Origin of the sequence: Streptomyces sp. NPDC006294 (assembly GCF_042870895.1) — a bacterium.
Lineage (GTDB): Bacteria > Actinomycetota > Actinomycetes > Streptomycetales > Streptomycetaceae > Streptomyces.
Map to the genome: position 1 here is coordinate 128,031 of NZ_JBIAHV010000002.1, position 13,204 is coordinate 141,234.

A 13,204-nucleotide genomic window follows, 5' to 3' on the forward strand; every position below is an offset into this window, starting at 1 on the left:
AGCGCTCCCACTGGTTCAAGGCTTGTGCCCAGCCTCCACATGCCCAACTCCCAGAGCCGCTAGGAGAGTCACCCTCATGTCCCCACCAGGAAGACGGCGCCCGCTGCGGCGCGTACTGACGGCGCTCGCCGCCGTCCTCTCGCTCCCCCTGGCCCTCACCGCGACCGGCACCGCGCCGGCCCATGCCGCCGCCGTGCAGTGCAGTGTCGACTACAAGGCCAATGACTGGGGTTCCGGCTTCACCACCGACCTCACGATCACCAACCGCGGCTCAGAGGCCGTCGACGACTGGACCCTGACCTACGAGTACGCGGGGAACCAGCGGCTGAGCAACGGCTGGAACGGCACCTGGTCGCAGTCCGGCAGCACCGTCACCGTCAAGGCGCCCGCCTGGAGCAGGACGATCGCCGCCGGCGCCGCCGTCAGCACCGGCGCCCAGTTCTCCTACAGCGGCACCAACGCCGCTCCCACCTCCTTCTTCGTCAACGGCACCAAGTGCACCGGCGCGCACCAGCCGCCCATAGCGGTCCTGACCAGCCCGGCCGCCGGCGCCGTCTTCTCGGCCGGCGACCCCGTCCCGCTGGCCGCCACCGCCGCGGCCGCCGACGGCGCGACGGTGAGCAAGGTCGAGTTCTACAGCGACACGGCCCTGCTGGGCACGGACACCACCTCGCCGTACACCTTCAGCGCCACCGGCCTCGCGGCCGGCTCCTACTCGCTCTACGCCAAGGCGTACGACAGCCAGGGCGCCTCCGCCGAGTCCTCGCCGGTCGGGATCACCGTGGCCGCCGGCCCCGCCCTGGTCGCCACACCGTCCCAACTGGCGGTTCGTCAGGGTGAGTCGGGCACGTTCGCCGTCAAGCTCTCGACGCAGCCGTCGTCGAACGTCACGGCCACGGTCGCCCGCACCGCGGGCAACTCCGGCCTGAGCGTGAGCAGCGGCGCCGGCCTCACCTTCACCCCGTCGAACTGGAACACCGCGCAGCAGGTCACCATCGCCGCCGACAGCGAGGGAACCGGCTCCGCCACCTTCGCCGTGACGGCGCCCGGCCACGCCGCCGCCGAGGTGACGGCGACGCAGCTCGGCGGTTCCAAGCAGTACGACGAGCGCTTCCTCGATCTGTACGGGAAGATCACCGACCCGGCCAACGGCTATTTCTCGCCCGAGGGCATCCCGTACCACTCGGTCGAGACGCTGATCGTCGAGGCCCCCGACCACGGGCACGAGACGACCTCCGAGGCGTACAGTTATCTGATCTGGCTGCAGGCCATGTACGGCCGGATCAGCGGCGACTGGACGAAGTTCAACGGCGCCTGGGAGATCATGGAGAAGTTCATGATCCCCACCCACGCCGACCAGGCCACCGGCTCCTTCTACGACCCGAACAAGCCGGCGACCTACGCACCCGAGCACGACCTGCCCTCCCAGTACCCGGCCGAGCTCCAGCCCTCCGTCGCCTCCGGCAAGGACCCGATCGCGGCCGAGCTGAAGAGCGCGTACGGCACGGACGACGTCTACGGCATGCACTGGCTCCAGGACGTCGACAACGTCTACGGATACGGCAACGAGCCGGGCAAGTGCGAGGCCGGTCCGAGCGCCACCGGGCCCTCGTACATCAACACCTTCCAGCGCGGGCCGCAGGAGTCGGTCTGGGAGACCGTGCCCCAGCCGACCTGCGACCGGTTCGCCTACGGCGGCCCGAACGGCTACCTGGACCTGTTCACCAAGGACGCGTCCTACGCCAAGCAGTGGAAGTTCACCAACGCGCCGGACGCGGACGCCCGCGCCGTGCAGGCCGCCTACTGGGCGGACCTCTGGGCCAAGGAGCAGGGCAAGGGCTCCGAGGTCTCGGCGACGGTCGCCAAGGCCGCGAAGATGGGCGACTATCTGCGCTACGCCATGTTCGACAAGTACTTCAAGAAGATCGGCGACTGCGTCGGGCCGACGACCTGCCCGGCCGGCACCGGCAAGGACAGCTCGCACTACCTGCTGTCCTGGTACTACGCCTGGGGCGGCGCGAACGACGCCTCCGCGGGCTGGGCCTGGCGCATCGGCTCCAGCCACGCGCACGGCGGCTACCAGAACCCGATGGCCGCGTACGCGCTGAGCTCGTACGCGCCGCTGAAGCCGAAGTCGGCGACCGGCCGGTCCGACTGGGCGAAGAGCCTGGAGCGGCAGATCGAGTTCTACCGCTGGCTGCAGGCGGACGAGGGCGCGATCGCGGGTGGCGCGACCAACAGCGTCGGCGGCCGCTACGAGGCCCCGGCGGCGGGCACGCCGACCTTCTACGGCATGGCGTACGACGAGAAGCCCGTCTACCACGACCCGCCTTCCAACCAGTGGTTCGGCTTCCAGGCGTGGTCGATGGAGCGGGTGGCCGAGTACTACCAGCAGACGGGCGACGCCAAGGCGAAGGCCGTGCTCGACAAGTGGGTCGACTGGGCCGTGTCGGAGACGACCATCAACCCCGACGGCACGTTCCTGATGCCCTCCACTCTCCAGTGGTCCGGCAAGCCCGACACCTGGAACCCCTCGTCGCCGGGCGCCAACGCCGGCCTGCACGTGACCGTGGCCGACTACACCCAGGACGTGGGCGTGGCCGGTGCGTACGCCAAGGTGCTGACGTACTACGCGGCACGGTCGGGCGACGCCGACGCGAAGCGGGTGGCGAAGGGTCTGCTGGACGGCATGTGGGACCACCACCAGGACGCGCTGGGCATCGCGGTGCCGGAGACGCGGACCGACTACAACCGGTTCGACGACCCGGTGTACGTGCCGGACAGCTTCACGGGCACGATGCCGAACGGCGACACGATCGACTCGTCGTCCACGTTCGCCTCACTGCGCTCCTTCTACCAGGACGACCCGGCGTGGTCGAAGATCGAGGCCTATCTGGCGGGCGGCGCAGCGCCCGAGTTCACCTACCACCGCTTCTGGGCCCAGGCGGACATCGCGCTGGCCATGGGGGCGTACGCGGAGCTGCTCGAGTGACGCCACCACGTAGCTGAGCGGCCCCGGCACGCGGAGCCGGGCGGGCATCTCCCCCATGATGCCCGCCCGGTTCCGTCGCCGCGCGCGGGCGCGGAATGGGCGCGGAATGGCGCGGAATTGTGACGCGTGTGACGTCAAGTCATTCCCGTCGCACGGGGAGTCCAGCGGATCTTGCGAGGAACCCCGGCACTTCAGCCGCAGAAGGACGGGGCCATGTGTTCGCGGCACAAAGCGCCGCTGCATCCACTGCGATTACCGGGCCGCGCAGCGGCCGGTAATCGCTTCGTGGGACGGGCCGAGTGCCGACGAGGCGGTCGGTTCATCCGGTTGCGTGAATGGTCGGGAACGTGTGGTGGGGTCTCGCACAGGTGTGTACGGTCGGTGACCGTGAGGCTGGTTGTACAGGTGAAGCTGCTGCCGACACCCGTGCAGACGGCGGCGCTTGAGGCGACCCTGTGCGCCTGCAACCAGGCCGCCACCTGGGTGAGCAAGGTCGCGTTCGGACAGGGAGGGTTCAAGAACTTCGCTCTGCGCAAGCACACCTACGAGCAGGTCACGTCGCGTTGGGGGCGTGGGGCGCAGGCAGCCCGGTGATCTGCCAGGACAGCATCCGGTCGTCATACGGCTGCCCGCCCTCGGGCCGGAAGGTGATCGGCTTCTCGTCGGCCCGGCGGCAGCGTGATGCCACCTGTGCAAACCGGGACCTCGGCCCCGGGTAGTTGACTAGAGTTGTGGGTGATCCGGGAGGGGAGAGCGCATGTCCGAATTACTGACGGCCGCGGCTGTCATCGCGCCGTTCATCAGCACCGCGGCGATGTCGTTCGCCGGCGCCGTCGCCCAGTCCGCGCAGACCGCGGTGGCGGACAGCGCGGTGGAGCGGGGGCGGGTGCTGCTGGGCAGGGTGCTGCGCCGGGGCCCCGATGACCCTCCCCCCACCGAGGACGACGCCGCGGCGGCCGCTGCCGTCGAGGAACTCGCCCCGGACGACCGGGAGATCCTGGAGACCGCGGTCGGCGAATGGCTGGCCGACGGGGACGATCTGAGCGCGGATTCCCTGCGTGCGCACATCCGCGTCGCCCATCAGGAGTACCACGCGGGCGACCGGATCAATGTGACGACGTACGGCGACGGCTCCCCCGCGATCGGCAAACTGGACACGGCCACCTTCAACTACAACCCGCGGCCGGAGCAGGGGGGCGGTAGTTGAGCGGCGACCCGCCGGTGCGGGGCGGTGCCTCCACGGTGGGGGACAACTCGCCGGCGATCGGCTTCGTCGGCAAGCTGTTCCTCAGTGTGTTCGTCGGGGACGTCGTCGAGTTCGCCGACAAGGCGAAACGCTGGAGCGGCTGGAACTGGCCGCCGTTCCTGCTGGTCGTCCTGCTCGGCGGCTTCGCCCTGATCACCGCGCCCGACGGGCCGCTGCGTCAGTTCGTCTGGGTCTACCTCGCCATCTGCGCCGCGGTCGGCCTGGCGCTCGCCCGGCTGGTCGCCCCCGCCGGCGAGAAACGGGCCCGCCGCTGGCGCGTTCTCATGTCGGCGACGGCGCTGATCTGCGCGGTGGCCGGGACGGTCGGCATGGACCATCTCGCGGACCACGGCGAGATCAATGTCACCGGCCGGACCGACATCAAGGGCGGCGAGACGGTCACCGACGGCTCCCGGCTCCGGCTCGTGGTCGACAGCCCCGTCGACCGCTCCCGGCTGCGCCTCACGCTGTCGATACGGGACGCGGCCCGGGCCGCCCAGTTCTGCGCGCCGGAGACCACCTACTCCGCCGAGCTGCGGGGGAACGCGAGCACCCGCGTCGAAGAGGTCCAGAGCGGACAGACGATCGAGTTCCCTCTCGGCGGTCTTCAGGGCGAGATCGAGGTCGGGATCGCCCTGAGCACCGACGAGGGTTGCGAGATGGGCCTGTTCGTCGCGGACGCCGTACTTCACGACTGAGAGGACACAGTGGCTGCCACCCCTGAATCCCGGCGCTCCGCCCCACGGCTCCTCAGACGCGTTCTCGGCATCGCCGCGGCGGTGACCGTGCTGGCGAACCTCGCCTCCTGCTCGTCCGACGAGCCGGAGCCGGAGTTCCTGGGCGTCAAGCGGATCACGGTCGCGATGCACAACGACCTGCCCGGTGTGTCGTACTCGTCCAACTACGATCGGTCCGGGCTGGACTTCCTGGTGTTCCAGCACGTCCAGGAGGAACTCGACGTCGCGTTCAGCGAACCGGTCGACGTCTCCTCGGGCGACCGGGTGACCCAACTCCTGGACCGCAAGGCCGACATGACGATCGCCTCGTTCTCCATCACGGCGGACCGGATGGACCTGATCGACTTCGTGGGCCCCTACCTCAAGACCCGGCAGGGTTTCCTCGTCGGCCCGCAGGGAGCCGACGTGGCACGCCTGTCCGACCTGCGCGGCAGCCGGATCTGCACCTGGCAGGGCACCACCTCGCAGGAGGCCCTCGACGGCATCAGGGAGACAGTCGGCGCCGACCCGGTCACCCACACCGACGCGTCGGACTGCATCGAGCAGCTCATCAGCGGCCAGGTGCAGGCCGTCTCCACCGACCAGGCCATCCTCTACGGCTTCGCCCGGCAGCACGAGAAGGACGGCCTCCGGGTGGTCCCGGACGTGACGATAGGAGCACCCCAGTACTACGGCATCGGCCTCCCGAAGGGCCATCAGGAGGACTGCGCCCGGCTCAAGACCTGGCTCAAGAAGCATGTCGGCACCAGCACATGGATCCGGGACGTCGAAACCTCCCTGCCAGCCCTCCCGGAGCAGGACCGCGCCTGGATCAGCAGCCACAAACCCAACGGCGCGGAGATCGAGGCCCGCTCCTGCCGGAACAGCATCAGCCCGTGACCCGAGCGGTCCGGACCACGGGTCCGGGCCGGGTCCGCGCCGGGCCTGTCCGGGTCGTGCCCCGCCGGCCATCGTGTTGCGTTGCGTGCGACTCCGCCCACACCCGCTTGCCCCAGGGCAGCGGCTCGGAGGACCGGACCGGTCCCGCGGTCGTCGTCATCGCTGGAAACCGAGGCGCTGCGCGCGTCCGAGATCAAGTCCGGCAGCGCCTTCGTCACTGTGTCGAACTCGGCGGAGTGGCACTGGGTCCAGCCGTCCGCGATCCGCTCGCGCAGTACGTCCAGCGAGAAGTCGGGCCCCGGTGGCTCGGGCTCCGCTCCCCAGAGCGCGGGCATGAGGGCGCGGCGCACCGCCACGAAGCGTGGTCAACTCGACGCCGAGACCGTTGGCCAGCGCGTGCAGCGTGGGGAGACGGGCCGAGTGCTTCCGCCGCTGTCCGAGCTGGCGGATCACATCGACGGACACGCCGGACCGCTCGGCCGGCTCCTCCTGTGTCAGGGCGGCCAGCCGGCGCAAGCGGCGCAGGGTCCGCCCCAGGTTCGTTTGCCACGGTGCCACCGTACGCCGCCGCAATCGCCCGCCACCACGGAGGCGATGCCGCCCGACAGCGCCACCGAACCGGGGTCCCGGGGCTGTTACGGAGTGCGGAAGCCGCGGAAGGTCACCGGCTTGCGGGTTTCGAAGCCGATGCGTTCGTAGAGGTCGATGGCCCGCGTGTTCGCCTCGGCGACGTGCAGGAAGGGGCGTTCGCCTCGTGCCACGATGCGCTCGACGAGCGCGCCGACCAGGCGGGCGGCGTGGCCCTGGCCGCGGGACCCGGGGTCGGTGCAGACGGCGCTGATCTCGGTCCAGCCCGGTGGCCGGAGCCGTTCGCCCACCATGGCGACCAGCCTGCCGTGGTCTCGGATGCCCAGATACGTACCGAGTTCGTGGGTGCGCGGCCAGAACGGCCCCGGCTGAGCCCGGGCCACCAGGTCGAGCATCTCGGACACGCTGTCCGCACCCAGTTCGACCACGCCGGCGTCGGTACGGGGATCGGCCGGGCGCCCGCTGTCCGGCCAGATCATCTGGCGGCCTTCGAGCACGAACACCGACTCCCACTCCGCGGGCGGCGTCGCCGGGCAGCTGAACATGTCGGCGAACGCGCCCGGGCCGAGGAGCCGGGCGAGGTCGGTCCACTCCTCGGGATCCGGCTCTGCGGAGACGGCGGCGAAGGTCGCGACGTCCGCCATATACGTGGCGGCCCGGCCGACTTGGCGGGCGAGATGGGCGTGATGACCGCGCAGGGACTCGCGTACCGGCTCGTCGAGTGCGACGACGTCGCGGTTCACCATCGTGCTGTACCTCTCATGATGTTGCGTGACGGTCGACCGGCCGGGCTGACCCCCGGGAATGACCAAAGGCCGCATCGGATTGACTCCGATACGACCTCTGGCCTGCGACTCCGCAGAGTCGGGACGACAGGATTTGAACCTGCGACCCCTTGACCCCCAGTCAAGTGCGCTACCAAGCTGCGCCACGTCCCGATGCGCCGTCCGGCCGGTTTCCCTGCCCGAGCGCGCAAGAGAACATTACCCCACTCCGCAGGCCCGCCGAACGCCCGGCCCGGCCGACGCTGCCCGCGTCGCCGCGGGTGCTCCGCCGTGGCCCGCCGCCGTCCGCCGGTACGGAGGAGGGACAATTGCTGCATGGACAAGGCACGCAGAGACCGCGACGCCGAGGGCCGCGCCCGCAACGCCCGCCCCCGGGACGGCCTGGGCCGTCCCCTTCCCCATGGCGCGCCCGGCGTGGAGCGCCAGCCGGAGGGGGTGGTGCGCACACCCGCAGAGACGCTCTCCGAGGCGCAGCGGCTGCTCGACGCCGGTATGCCGTTCCACGCGCACGAGGTGTTCGAGGACGCCTGGAAGTCCGGCCCCGAGGGGGAACGTGAGCTGTGGCGGGGCCTGGCGCAGCTCGCGGTGGGTCTCACCCACGCCGCGCGCGGCAACACCACGGGCGGCGCCCGGCTGCTGTTGCGCGGCGCGGAGCGCATCGCGGACTTCCCGGCCCCGCACGACATCGACGTGCCGGGGCTGAGCCGCTGGGCCAGGGAACTCGCGGACCGGATGACCGGCCCGGTGGACCCGGCCGCGGAGGCGCCGCGGCTGACGGGCCGGACCTGACGGGACGCCGCACCGGCTCGCGGCCGTTGCGGGACCTGAAGTCCCGGGCGCTACGCACCGCTTCGCGCACGTCTCCGTCGAAGCCGCCGCGCGTGCGGCGGACCGCTCGCCCCCAGGTCTCCGGGGCCTATGCCTTCGTTTTCAGCTCGGACTTCCTGGTCAGGCGTCTTCACCTAGCCTCACCGGCTGTGAAGATCGCACGGATGATACGGGGCCGCTCACGGGAAGCCGCCGCCTTGGAGGTCCTCCATCAGCTGTGGAAGGAGGGCCGGTACGAGGATGCCGAGGCGATCGCCCGGGGGAACCTTCCCCGGGCCGAAGGCGCCGCGGCCGCCGCTCTGCACCGCGGCCTGGTGCACAGCCTGAACGGGCAGGGGCGCTGCCAAGAGGCGCTCACCGAGGCGCGCCGGGTCGCCCCGCACGGGGACCGGAGCCTGGCCGGGAGCCTGGACATGGAAGCAGCCGCCGCCCTGCACGGTCTGGGCCACCGGAGCGAGGCGGAAGCGGCGGCCCGAGGGGCACTGGCCGACTGCGAGCGGCATCTGCACCTGGACCACCCCCGCGTCGGGGAGGCCCGCACGCTGCTGACCCGCGTCACGGCGGACGGCCCACCGGCGCCGGCCGCCGAAGAGGCCCCGCGCGGCTGACAGCCCCGGTCCGGCGCGGCCGGGGCTGTTCAGAGGAGGCTCAGGAGCACGGCGGCGTGGCTGCGGTCGGGCTCCTTGGCCGCCGTCAGCAGCGTCAGCGGGCCTTCGGCGGCCAGGGCACGCAACCGGCTCAGGGCCTCTGCCGCGGCGGGTTCCGCCAGCTCCGCCTCGTAGCGCCGGCGGAACTCCTCGTACTCGCCGTCCGGACCGTGGTACCAGCGCCGCAGCTCCGTCGACGGGGTCACCGACTTGGGCCACTCGTCGACCCGCGCCTCGACCTTGCTCAGGCCACGCGGCCAGAGCCGGTCGACGAGGACGCGGACCCCGTCGTCCGGGTCGGGCGCCTCATAGACCCTGCGGAGCCTCACCCTGCCGATGCCTCGCTGCACACCCCCCAGCGTCACAGGCCGAAGGCGTGAACGCGACCGGGCTCACGCCCGGAACCGGGCTGTCCGGCGGCAGTCCGCCCCCGGCGTGGGCGCGCCCCGCGCCACCGCCACACGATCAATGTCGTCTCCTGACTAGCTCCCACCACGCGAACAACGGCAGCATGGGAGCAGCGCGGTACCTGACCGCGTACGGAGGCGGTGCGCGCATTGACACGGGCGAACTTTGCGTTCTGCGGGGCCGAGCTGGCCGCTGTCTACGTGCTCACGGAGAGTGGCGACGAGCTGCGGCTCGCCGAGGTGGTCGGCGATCGCGGCGGGTCGTACGGGCTGCCGTCCGTGGTCTCGCTGGGCGGCCGCTCCCCCGCCACGGACGCCTACCGGGCCGCCCGGCCGCTGTGGCTGAGCCCGGCGGAGCTGGCCGCGTACCTCTCGGCCGACGCCCGCGGGGTGTCCCCCGTCGGGGCCGGGACGCTGCCGGCCAAGTTCTCGCTCGGCGCGCTGCCGCTGGGCCGCGGCACGACCCAGCTCGGCTGCCTGATCGTGGCCGGTGAGACGGCGGACGGCTTCGACGCCGACCGCCGCAGCCTCCTGGAGCTCTACGCCGATCAGGTGGCGGCCGGACTGGAGTCGGTACCGGCCCGTGTGGCGGGCCGGCCGGCTCCGCGGGCGCACCCGGGGCCGACGCTGGTGCCGCTCCACAGCGGGGCGTTCACCCTGACGCTGGACACCGGGCAGATGGAGGCGGACACGCGCGTACTGGAGCTGCTGGGCATCGCGCAGGAGGACTTCGACGGGCGGGTGGAGACGCTGCTCGCGTGCGCCGTACCGGACGACATCCCGGCGCTGATGGCCGTGGTCGAGCCGGGCCGGCTGTCGTCCTCCTCCGGCGAGCAGCTGGCGTTCCGTATCCGGCGCCCCGGTGGCGAGCTGCGCTGGCTGGGCCTGCGCTGCCGTCTCCGGTTCGGCGCCGACGGCGCGCCGGAGCGGGTGCTCGGGGTGGTCGCCGACGCCGTGTATCTGCGCCCGACGGACGACGAGGTCGCCGTCGTGCAGGGCCTCTCGGCGCGGCTGGCGGGCGCGACGACGGTCCGGGACGTCAGCCGTACGGTCGTCGAGACCCTGCGCCAGCCGCTGGCCGCCAGCCGGATCGCGGTCGCGGAGGTGGAGGCCGACCGGCTGCTGGTCACCGTGCTGGACCCGCCGGAGCCGGACTCGTGGCCGGGCGTGTGGCAGACGGAGTGGCGGTCCGAGTGGCCGGACGCGTCCTGCCATGCGCTGCCCACTCTGGAGAGGGCGCTGCGGGACGGCCATATGAGCCTGTGGCCGCCGGGCGCCGATCTGGAGCCCGGCCTGATCGGCATCGGTCCCGGCGGGCTGGCGGTCGTGCCGCTGCCCGCCGACGGGCGCCTGGTAGGGGTGTGCCTGGTCGGCTGGGACGCGGCGCACGAGTTCGCCCCGGAGGAGCGGTCGCTGCTGACGGCGGTGGCGGGCCTGGTCGGCAGCGCGCTGCGGCGCGCGCACGCTCTGGACGCCGGGCACGAGCTGGCCAGGATGCTCCAGCGCAGCCTTCTGCCCCGCAAGCTCCCGGTGCTGCCGGGCGGCGTCGCCGTGGCCCGCTATCTGCCCGCGACGGCCGGCCTGGAGGTGGGCGGCGACTGGTACGACGTGATCCCGCTGGCCGACGCCCACGTGGCGCTCGTCATCGGCGACGTCCAGGGCCACAGCGCCGCGGCGGCCACCATCATGGGCCAGATGCGCACGGCGGTACGGGCGTACGCGGTGGAGGGCCATCCCCCCGACGTGGTGGTCTCGCGCGCCAACCGGCTGCTCGTCGGCATGGAGACGGATCTCTTCGCGACGTGTCTGTACGTGGACCTGGACATGGAGGAGGGCATCGCCATCTTCGTGCGCGCCGGGCATCTGCAGCCGCTGCTGCGGCACCCGGACGGCACGACCGAGGAACTGGCCGTCGACGGCGGGCCGCCGCTGGGGGTGCTGGCGGAGGCGGAGTTCTCCATGACCGAGGCGGGTCTGCTGCCGGGCACCCTGCTCACCCTGGTCACCGACGGCCTGGTGGAGTCGGCCCATCTCCCGCTGGAGGAGGGCATCCGGCGGGCGAACGAGGCGCTCGCCGCGGCCGACCCGTCCGACATCGGCCGGGTCGCCGACGAACTCCTCGGCACCGTGAACGGACGGGACGACGACGTCGCGGTGCTGCTGCTGCGCTACGACGGGACCCGGGTGCGTCCGCTGCGGACCCACTGGACGGTGTGGCGGCTGACCAACGCCGTGCTGCACGCCCGCCGCTTCGCCGCGCGCACACTGCGCTCCTGGGGCCTGACCCACGAGATCGACATGGCGCTGCTGGTGGTCTCCGAGCTGGTCACCAATGCCATCGCGCACACGCAGGGCGAAGTGGGCCTCGACCTGACCCTGTCGTCGGACCGGCTGCGGATCGCCGTGAACGACACCTCGCCCCGCTCCCCCGTCAAACCGGCGAACGTCGACTGGGAGGCGACGGGCGGCCGGGGCCTGCTGATCGTCGAGGCGACGACGGCGGCGTGGGGCTCGCTGCCGCTCAGCGGCGGCAAGCAGGTGTGGGCCGAGATCGAGGTGGGCGGGCAGGGCTGAGCGTGCGCCACCGGCCGCCCACCTGCGGTGGACGGCCGGGACGACACCGGAACGGTCGGCGGATCAGACCGCCGGGGCCGGGAAGGTGGGGTACTCCACCCCGGAGACGTACTGGACGACCCGGATGACCTGGCACGAGTAGCCGAACTCGTTGTCGTACCAGAGGTAGAGGATCGCGTTGTCGCCGTCGACCTTGGTGGCGCCGGCGTCGACGATCGAGGCGTGGCGCGAGCCGATGAAGTCGTTCGACACGGCGTCGGGGGCGCTGGTGAAGTCGATCTGGCGGCGCAGCGGGGAGGTCAGCGAGACCTCGCGGAGGTGGTCGAGGACCTCTTCGCGGGTGGTCTCGCGGCCGAGGCGCAGGCTGAGGATCGCGATGGAGACGTCCGGGACGGGGACGCGGATCGAGCTGCCGGTGATCGGCGCCTTCAGGTCGGGCAGTGCCTTGGCGACGGCGGACGCGGCGCCGGTCTCGGTGATGACCATGTTGAGCGGCGCGGAGCGGCCGCGGCGGTCGGCCTTGTGGTAATTGTCGAGCAGGTTCTGGTCGTTGGTGAACGAGTGGACCGTCTCGACGTGGCCGCGCAGGACGCCGTACTCGTCGGCCATCGCCTTCAGCGGCGGGACGATCGCGTTGGTGGTGCAGGAGGCGCAGGACAGGATGCGCTCGTCCGGCTTGATCGTGTCGTGGTTGACGCCGTGCACGATGTTCGGGACGTCGCCCTTGCCCGGGGCGGTCAGGACGACCTTGTCGATACCGGGGCGCAGGTGCTCGGACAGGCCCTCGCGGTCGCGCCACTTGCCGGTGTTGTCGATGAGGATGGCGTCCTTGATGCCGTACGCCGTGTAGTCGATCTCGGACGGGTCGCCCGCGTAGATCACCTTGATCTCGTTGCCGTTGGCGATGATCGTGCTGTTCGCCTCGTCGACGGTGATCGTGCCCTGGAACTGGCCGTGGATGGAGTCACGGCGCAGCAGCGAGGCCCGCTTCACGAGGTCCTGTTCGCCGCCGCCGCGGACGACGACGGCGCGCAGCCGCAGGCCGTTTCCGGAGCCGGCCTTCTCGATGAGGAGGCGGGCGACGAGGCGGCCGATGCGGCCGAAGCCGTAGAGGACGACGTCGCGGCCCTCGCGGCACTCGATCTTGTTCTCGCCGGTGGCGCCGGCGACGGCCTGGGCGGTGAACGCCTCCACCGTCAGACCGCGGTCGTCGGCCCGGTACGTCTCGGCGAGCATGCCGATGTCGATCTGGGAGGGGCCGAGGTCGAGCGTGGTGAGGGCCTGGAGGAACGGCATCGTCTCGGTGACGATCAGCTCCTCACCGGCTATCTGCCGGGCGAAGCGGTGGGTCTTGAGGATGCTGACCACCGACTTGTTCACCAAGGAGCGGCTGTGCAGCAGGACCGTGACGTCCCGCTCCCGGTGCAGCTTCCCGATGATCGGGATCATCGACTCCGCGATCTCCTCGCGGTTCTTCCAGTTGGTGAACGAGTCGTCTTTGACAGTCACAGGTTTATCTTT

12 protein-coding genes and 1 tRNA gene are annotated in these 13,204 nt (G+C 71.5%); 8 read left to right on the forward strand and 5 right to left on the reverse strand.

Going from position 1 to position 13,204, the window contains the following annotated elements; translation table 11 throughout:
- Positions 1–76: 76 nt before the first annotated feature.
- The 5 genes from ACFYOP_RS03520 (at position 77) to ACFYOP_RS03540 (ending at position 5,854) form a co-directional block, all read left to right on the forward strand.
- Entirely contained in the window at positions 77–2,992 is a 2,916-nt protein-coding gene (locus ACFYOP_RS03520) for a glycoside hydrolase family 48 protein (RefSeq protein WP_356890924.1), read from the forward strand.
- Positions 2,993–3,379: 387 nt separating this feature from the next.
- Positions 3,380–3,586, forward strand: coding sequence for a hypothetical protein (locus tag ACFYOP_RS03525; RefSeq protein ID WP_356890922.1), 207 nt, complete (start codon positions 3,380–3,382; stop codon positions 3,584–3,586).
- 163 nt (positions 3,587–3,749) lie between these two features.
- The gene (locus tag ACFYOP_RS03530; protein ID WP_356890920.1) at positions 3,750–4,199 is read left to right on the forward strand and encodes a hypothetical protein; all 450 of its coding nucleotides are present in this window, start codon (positions 3,750–3,752) and stop codon (positions 4,197–4,199) included.
- Complete coding sequence (locus ACFYOP_RS03535) at positions 4,196–4,936, forward strand: hypothetical protein (protein WP_356890918.1); 741 nt, start codon at positions 4,196–4,198, stop codon at positions 4,934–4,936. Before ACFYOP_RS03530 ends, ACFYOP_RS03535 begins: the two co-directional genes overlap by 4 nt.
- A 9-nt stretch (positions 4,937–4,945) precedes the next feature.
- Positions 4,946–5,854: a transporter substrate-binding domain-containing protein gene (locus ACFYOP_RS03540; RefSeq protein WP_356890916.1), complete on the forward strand. Its 909-nt coding sequence runs from the start codon at positions 4,946–4,948 to the stop codon at positions 5,852–5,854.
- A 156-nt stretch (positions 5,855–6,010) separates the two neighbouring features.
- On the opposite strand, the gene ACFYOP_RS03545 is transcribed toward ACFYOP_RS03540, so the two are convergent.
- The 3 genes from ACFYOP_RS03545 to ACFYOP_RS03555 form a co-directional block, all read right to left on the reverse strand.
- Positions 6,011–6,412 (reverse strand): helix-turn-helix domain-containing protein, encoded by a 402-nt coding sequence (locus ACFYOP_RS03545; protein WP_388450758.1) that lies wholly within the window; start codon positions 6,410–6,412, stop codon positions 6,011–6,013.
- 77 nt (positions 6,413–6,489) lie between these two features.
- The gene (locus ACFYOP_RS03550) at positions 6,490–7,188 is read right to left on the reverse strand and encodes a GNAT family N-acetyltransferase (protein ID WP_356890914.1); all 699 of its coding nucleotides are present in this window, start codon (positions 7,186–7,188) and stop codon (positions 6,490–6,492) included.
- A 118-nt stretch (positions 7,189–7,306) separates the two neighbouring features.
- A tRNA-Pro gene (locus tag ACFYOP_RS03555) sits at positions 7,307–7,380 on the reverse strand.
- Between the two features lie 162 nt (positions 7,381–7,542).
- Between ACFYOP_RS03555 and ACFYOP_RS03560 the strand changes: the two genes are divergently transcribed.
- Both ACFYOP_RS03560 and ACFYOP_RS03565 read left to right on the forward strand, forming a co-directional pair.
- Positions 7,543–8,016 carry a DUF309 domain-containing protein gene (locus ACFYOP_RS03560; protein WP_356890912.1) on the forward strand — a complete coding sequence of 158 codons (474 nt, stop codon included), beginning with the start codon at positions 7,543–7,545 and terminating at the stop codon, positions 8,014–8,016.
- A 188-nt stretch (positions 8,017–8,204) separates the two neighbouring features.
- Positions 8,205–8,663, forward strand: a complete 459-nt coding sequence (locus tag ACFYOP_RS03565; RefSeq protein WP_356890910.1) for a hypothetical protein — start codon at positions 8,205–8,207, stop codon at positions 8,661–8,663.
- Positions 8,664–8,692: 29 nt separating this feature from the next.
- Here ACFYOP_RS03565 and ACFYOP_RS03570 read toward each other — a convergent pair whose 3' ends face one another.
- A complete protein-coding gene (locus ACFYOP_RS03570) occupies positions 8,693–9,052 on the reverse strand; it encodes a DUF488 family protein (RefSeq protein ID WP_356890908.1) in 360 nt (119 codons plus the stop codon).
- Positions 9,053–9,259: 207 nt separating this feature from the next.
- Between ACFYOP_RS03570 and ACFYOP_RS03575 the strand changes: the two genes are divergently transcribed.
- A complete protein-coding gene (locus ACFYOP_RS03575) occupies positions 9,260–11,683 on the forward strand; it encodes a SpoIIE family protein phosphatase (protein WP_356891205.1) in 2,424 nt (807 codons plus the stop codon).
- A gap of 63 nt (positions 11,684–11,746) precedes the next feature.
- Here ACFYOP_RS03575 and ACFYOP_RS03580 read toward each other — a convergent pair whose 3' ends face one another.
- Positions 11,747–13,192, reverse strand: coding sequence for a glyceraldehyde-3-phosphate dehydrogenase (locus ACFYOP_RS03580; protein ID WP_356890906.1), 1,446 nt, complete (start codon positions 13,190–13,192; stop codon positions 11,747–11,749).
- Positions 13,193–13,204: the final 12 nt, after the last annotated feature.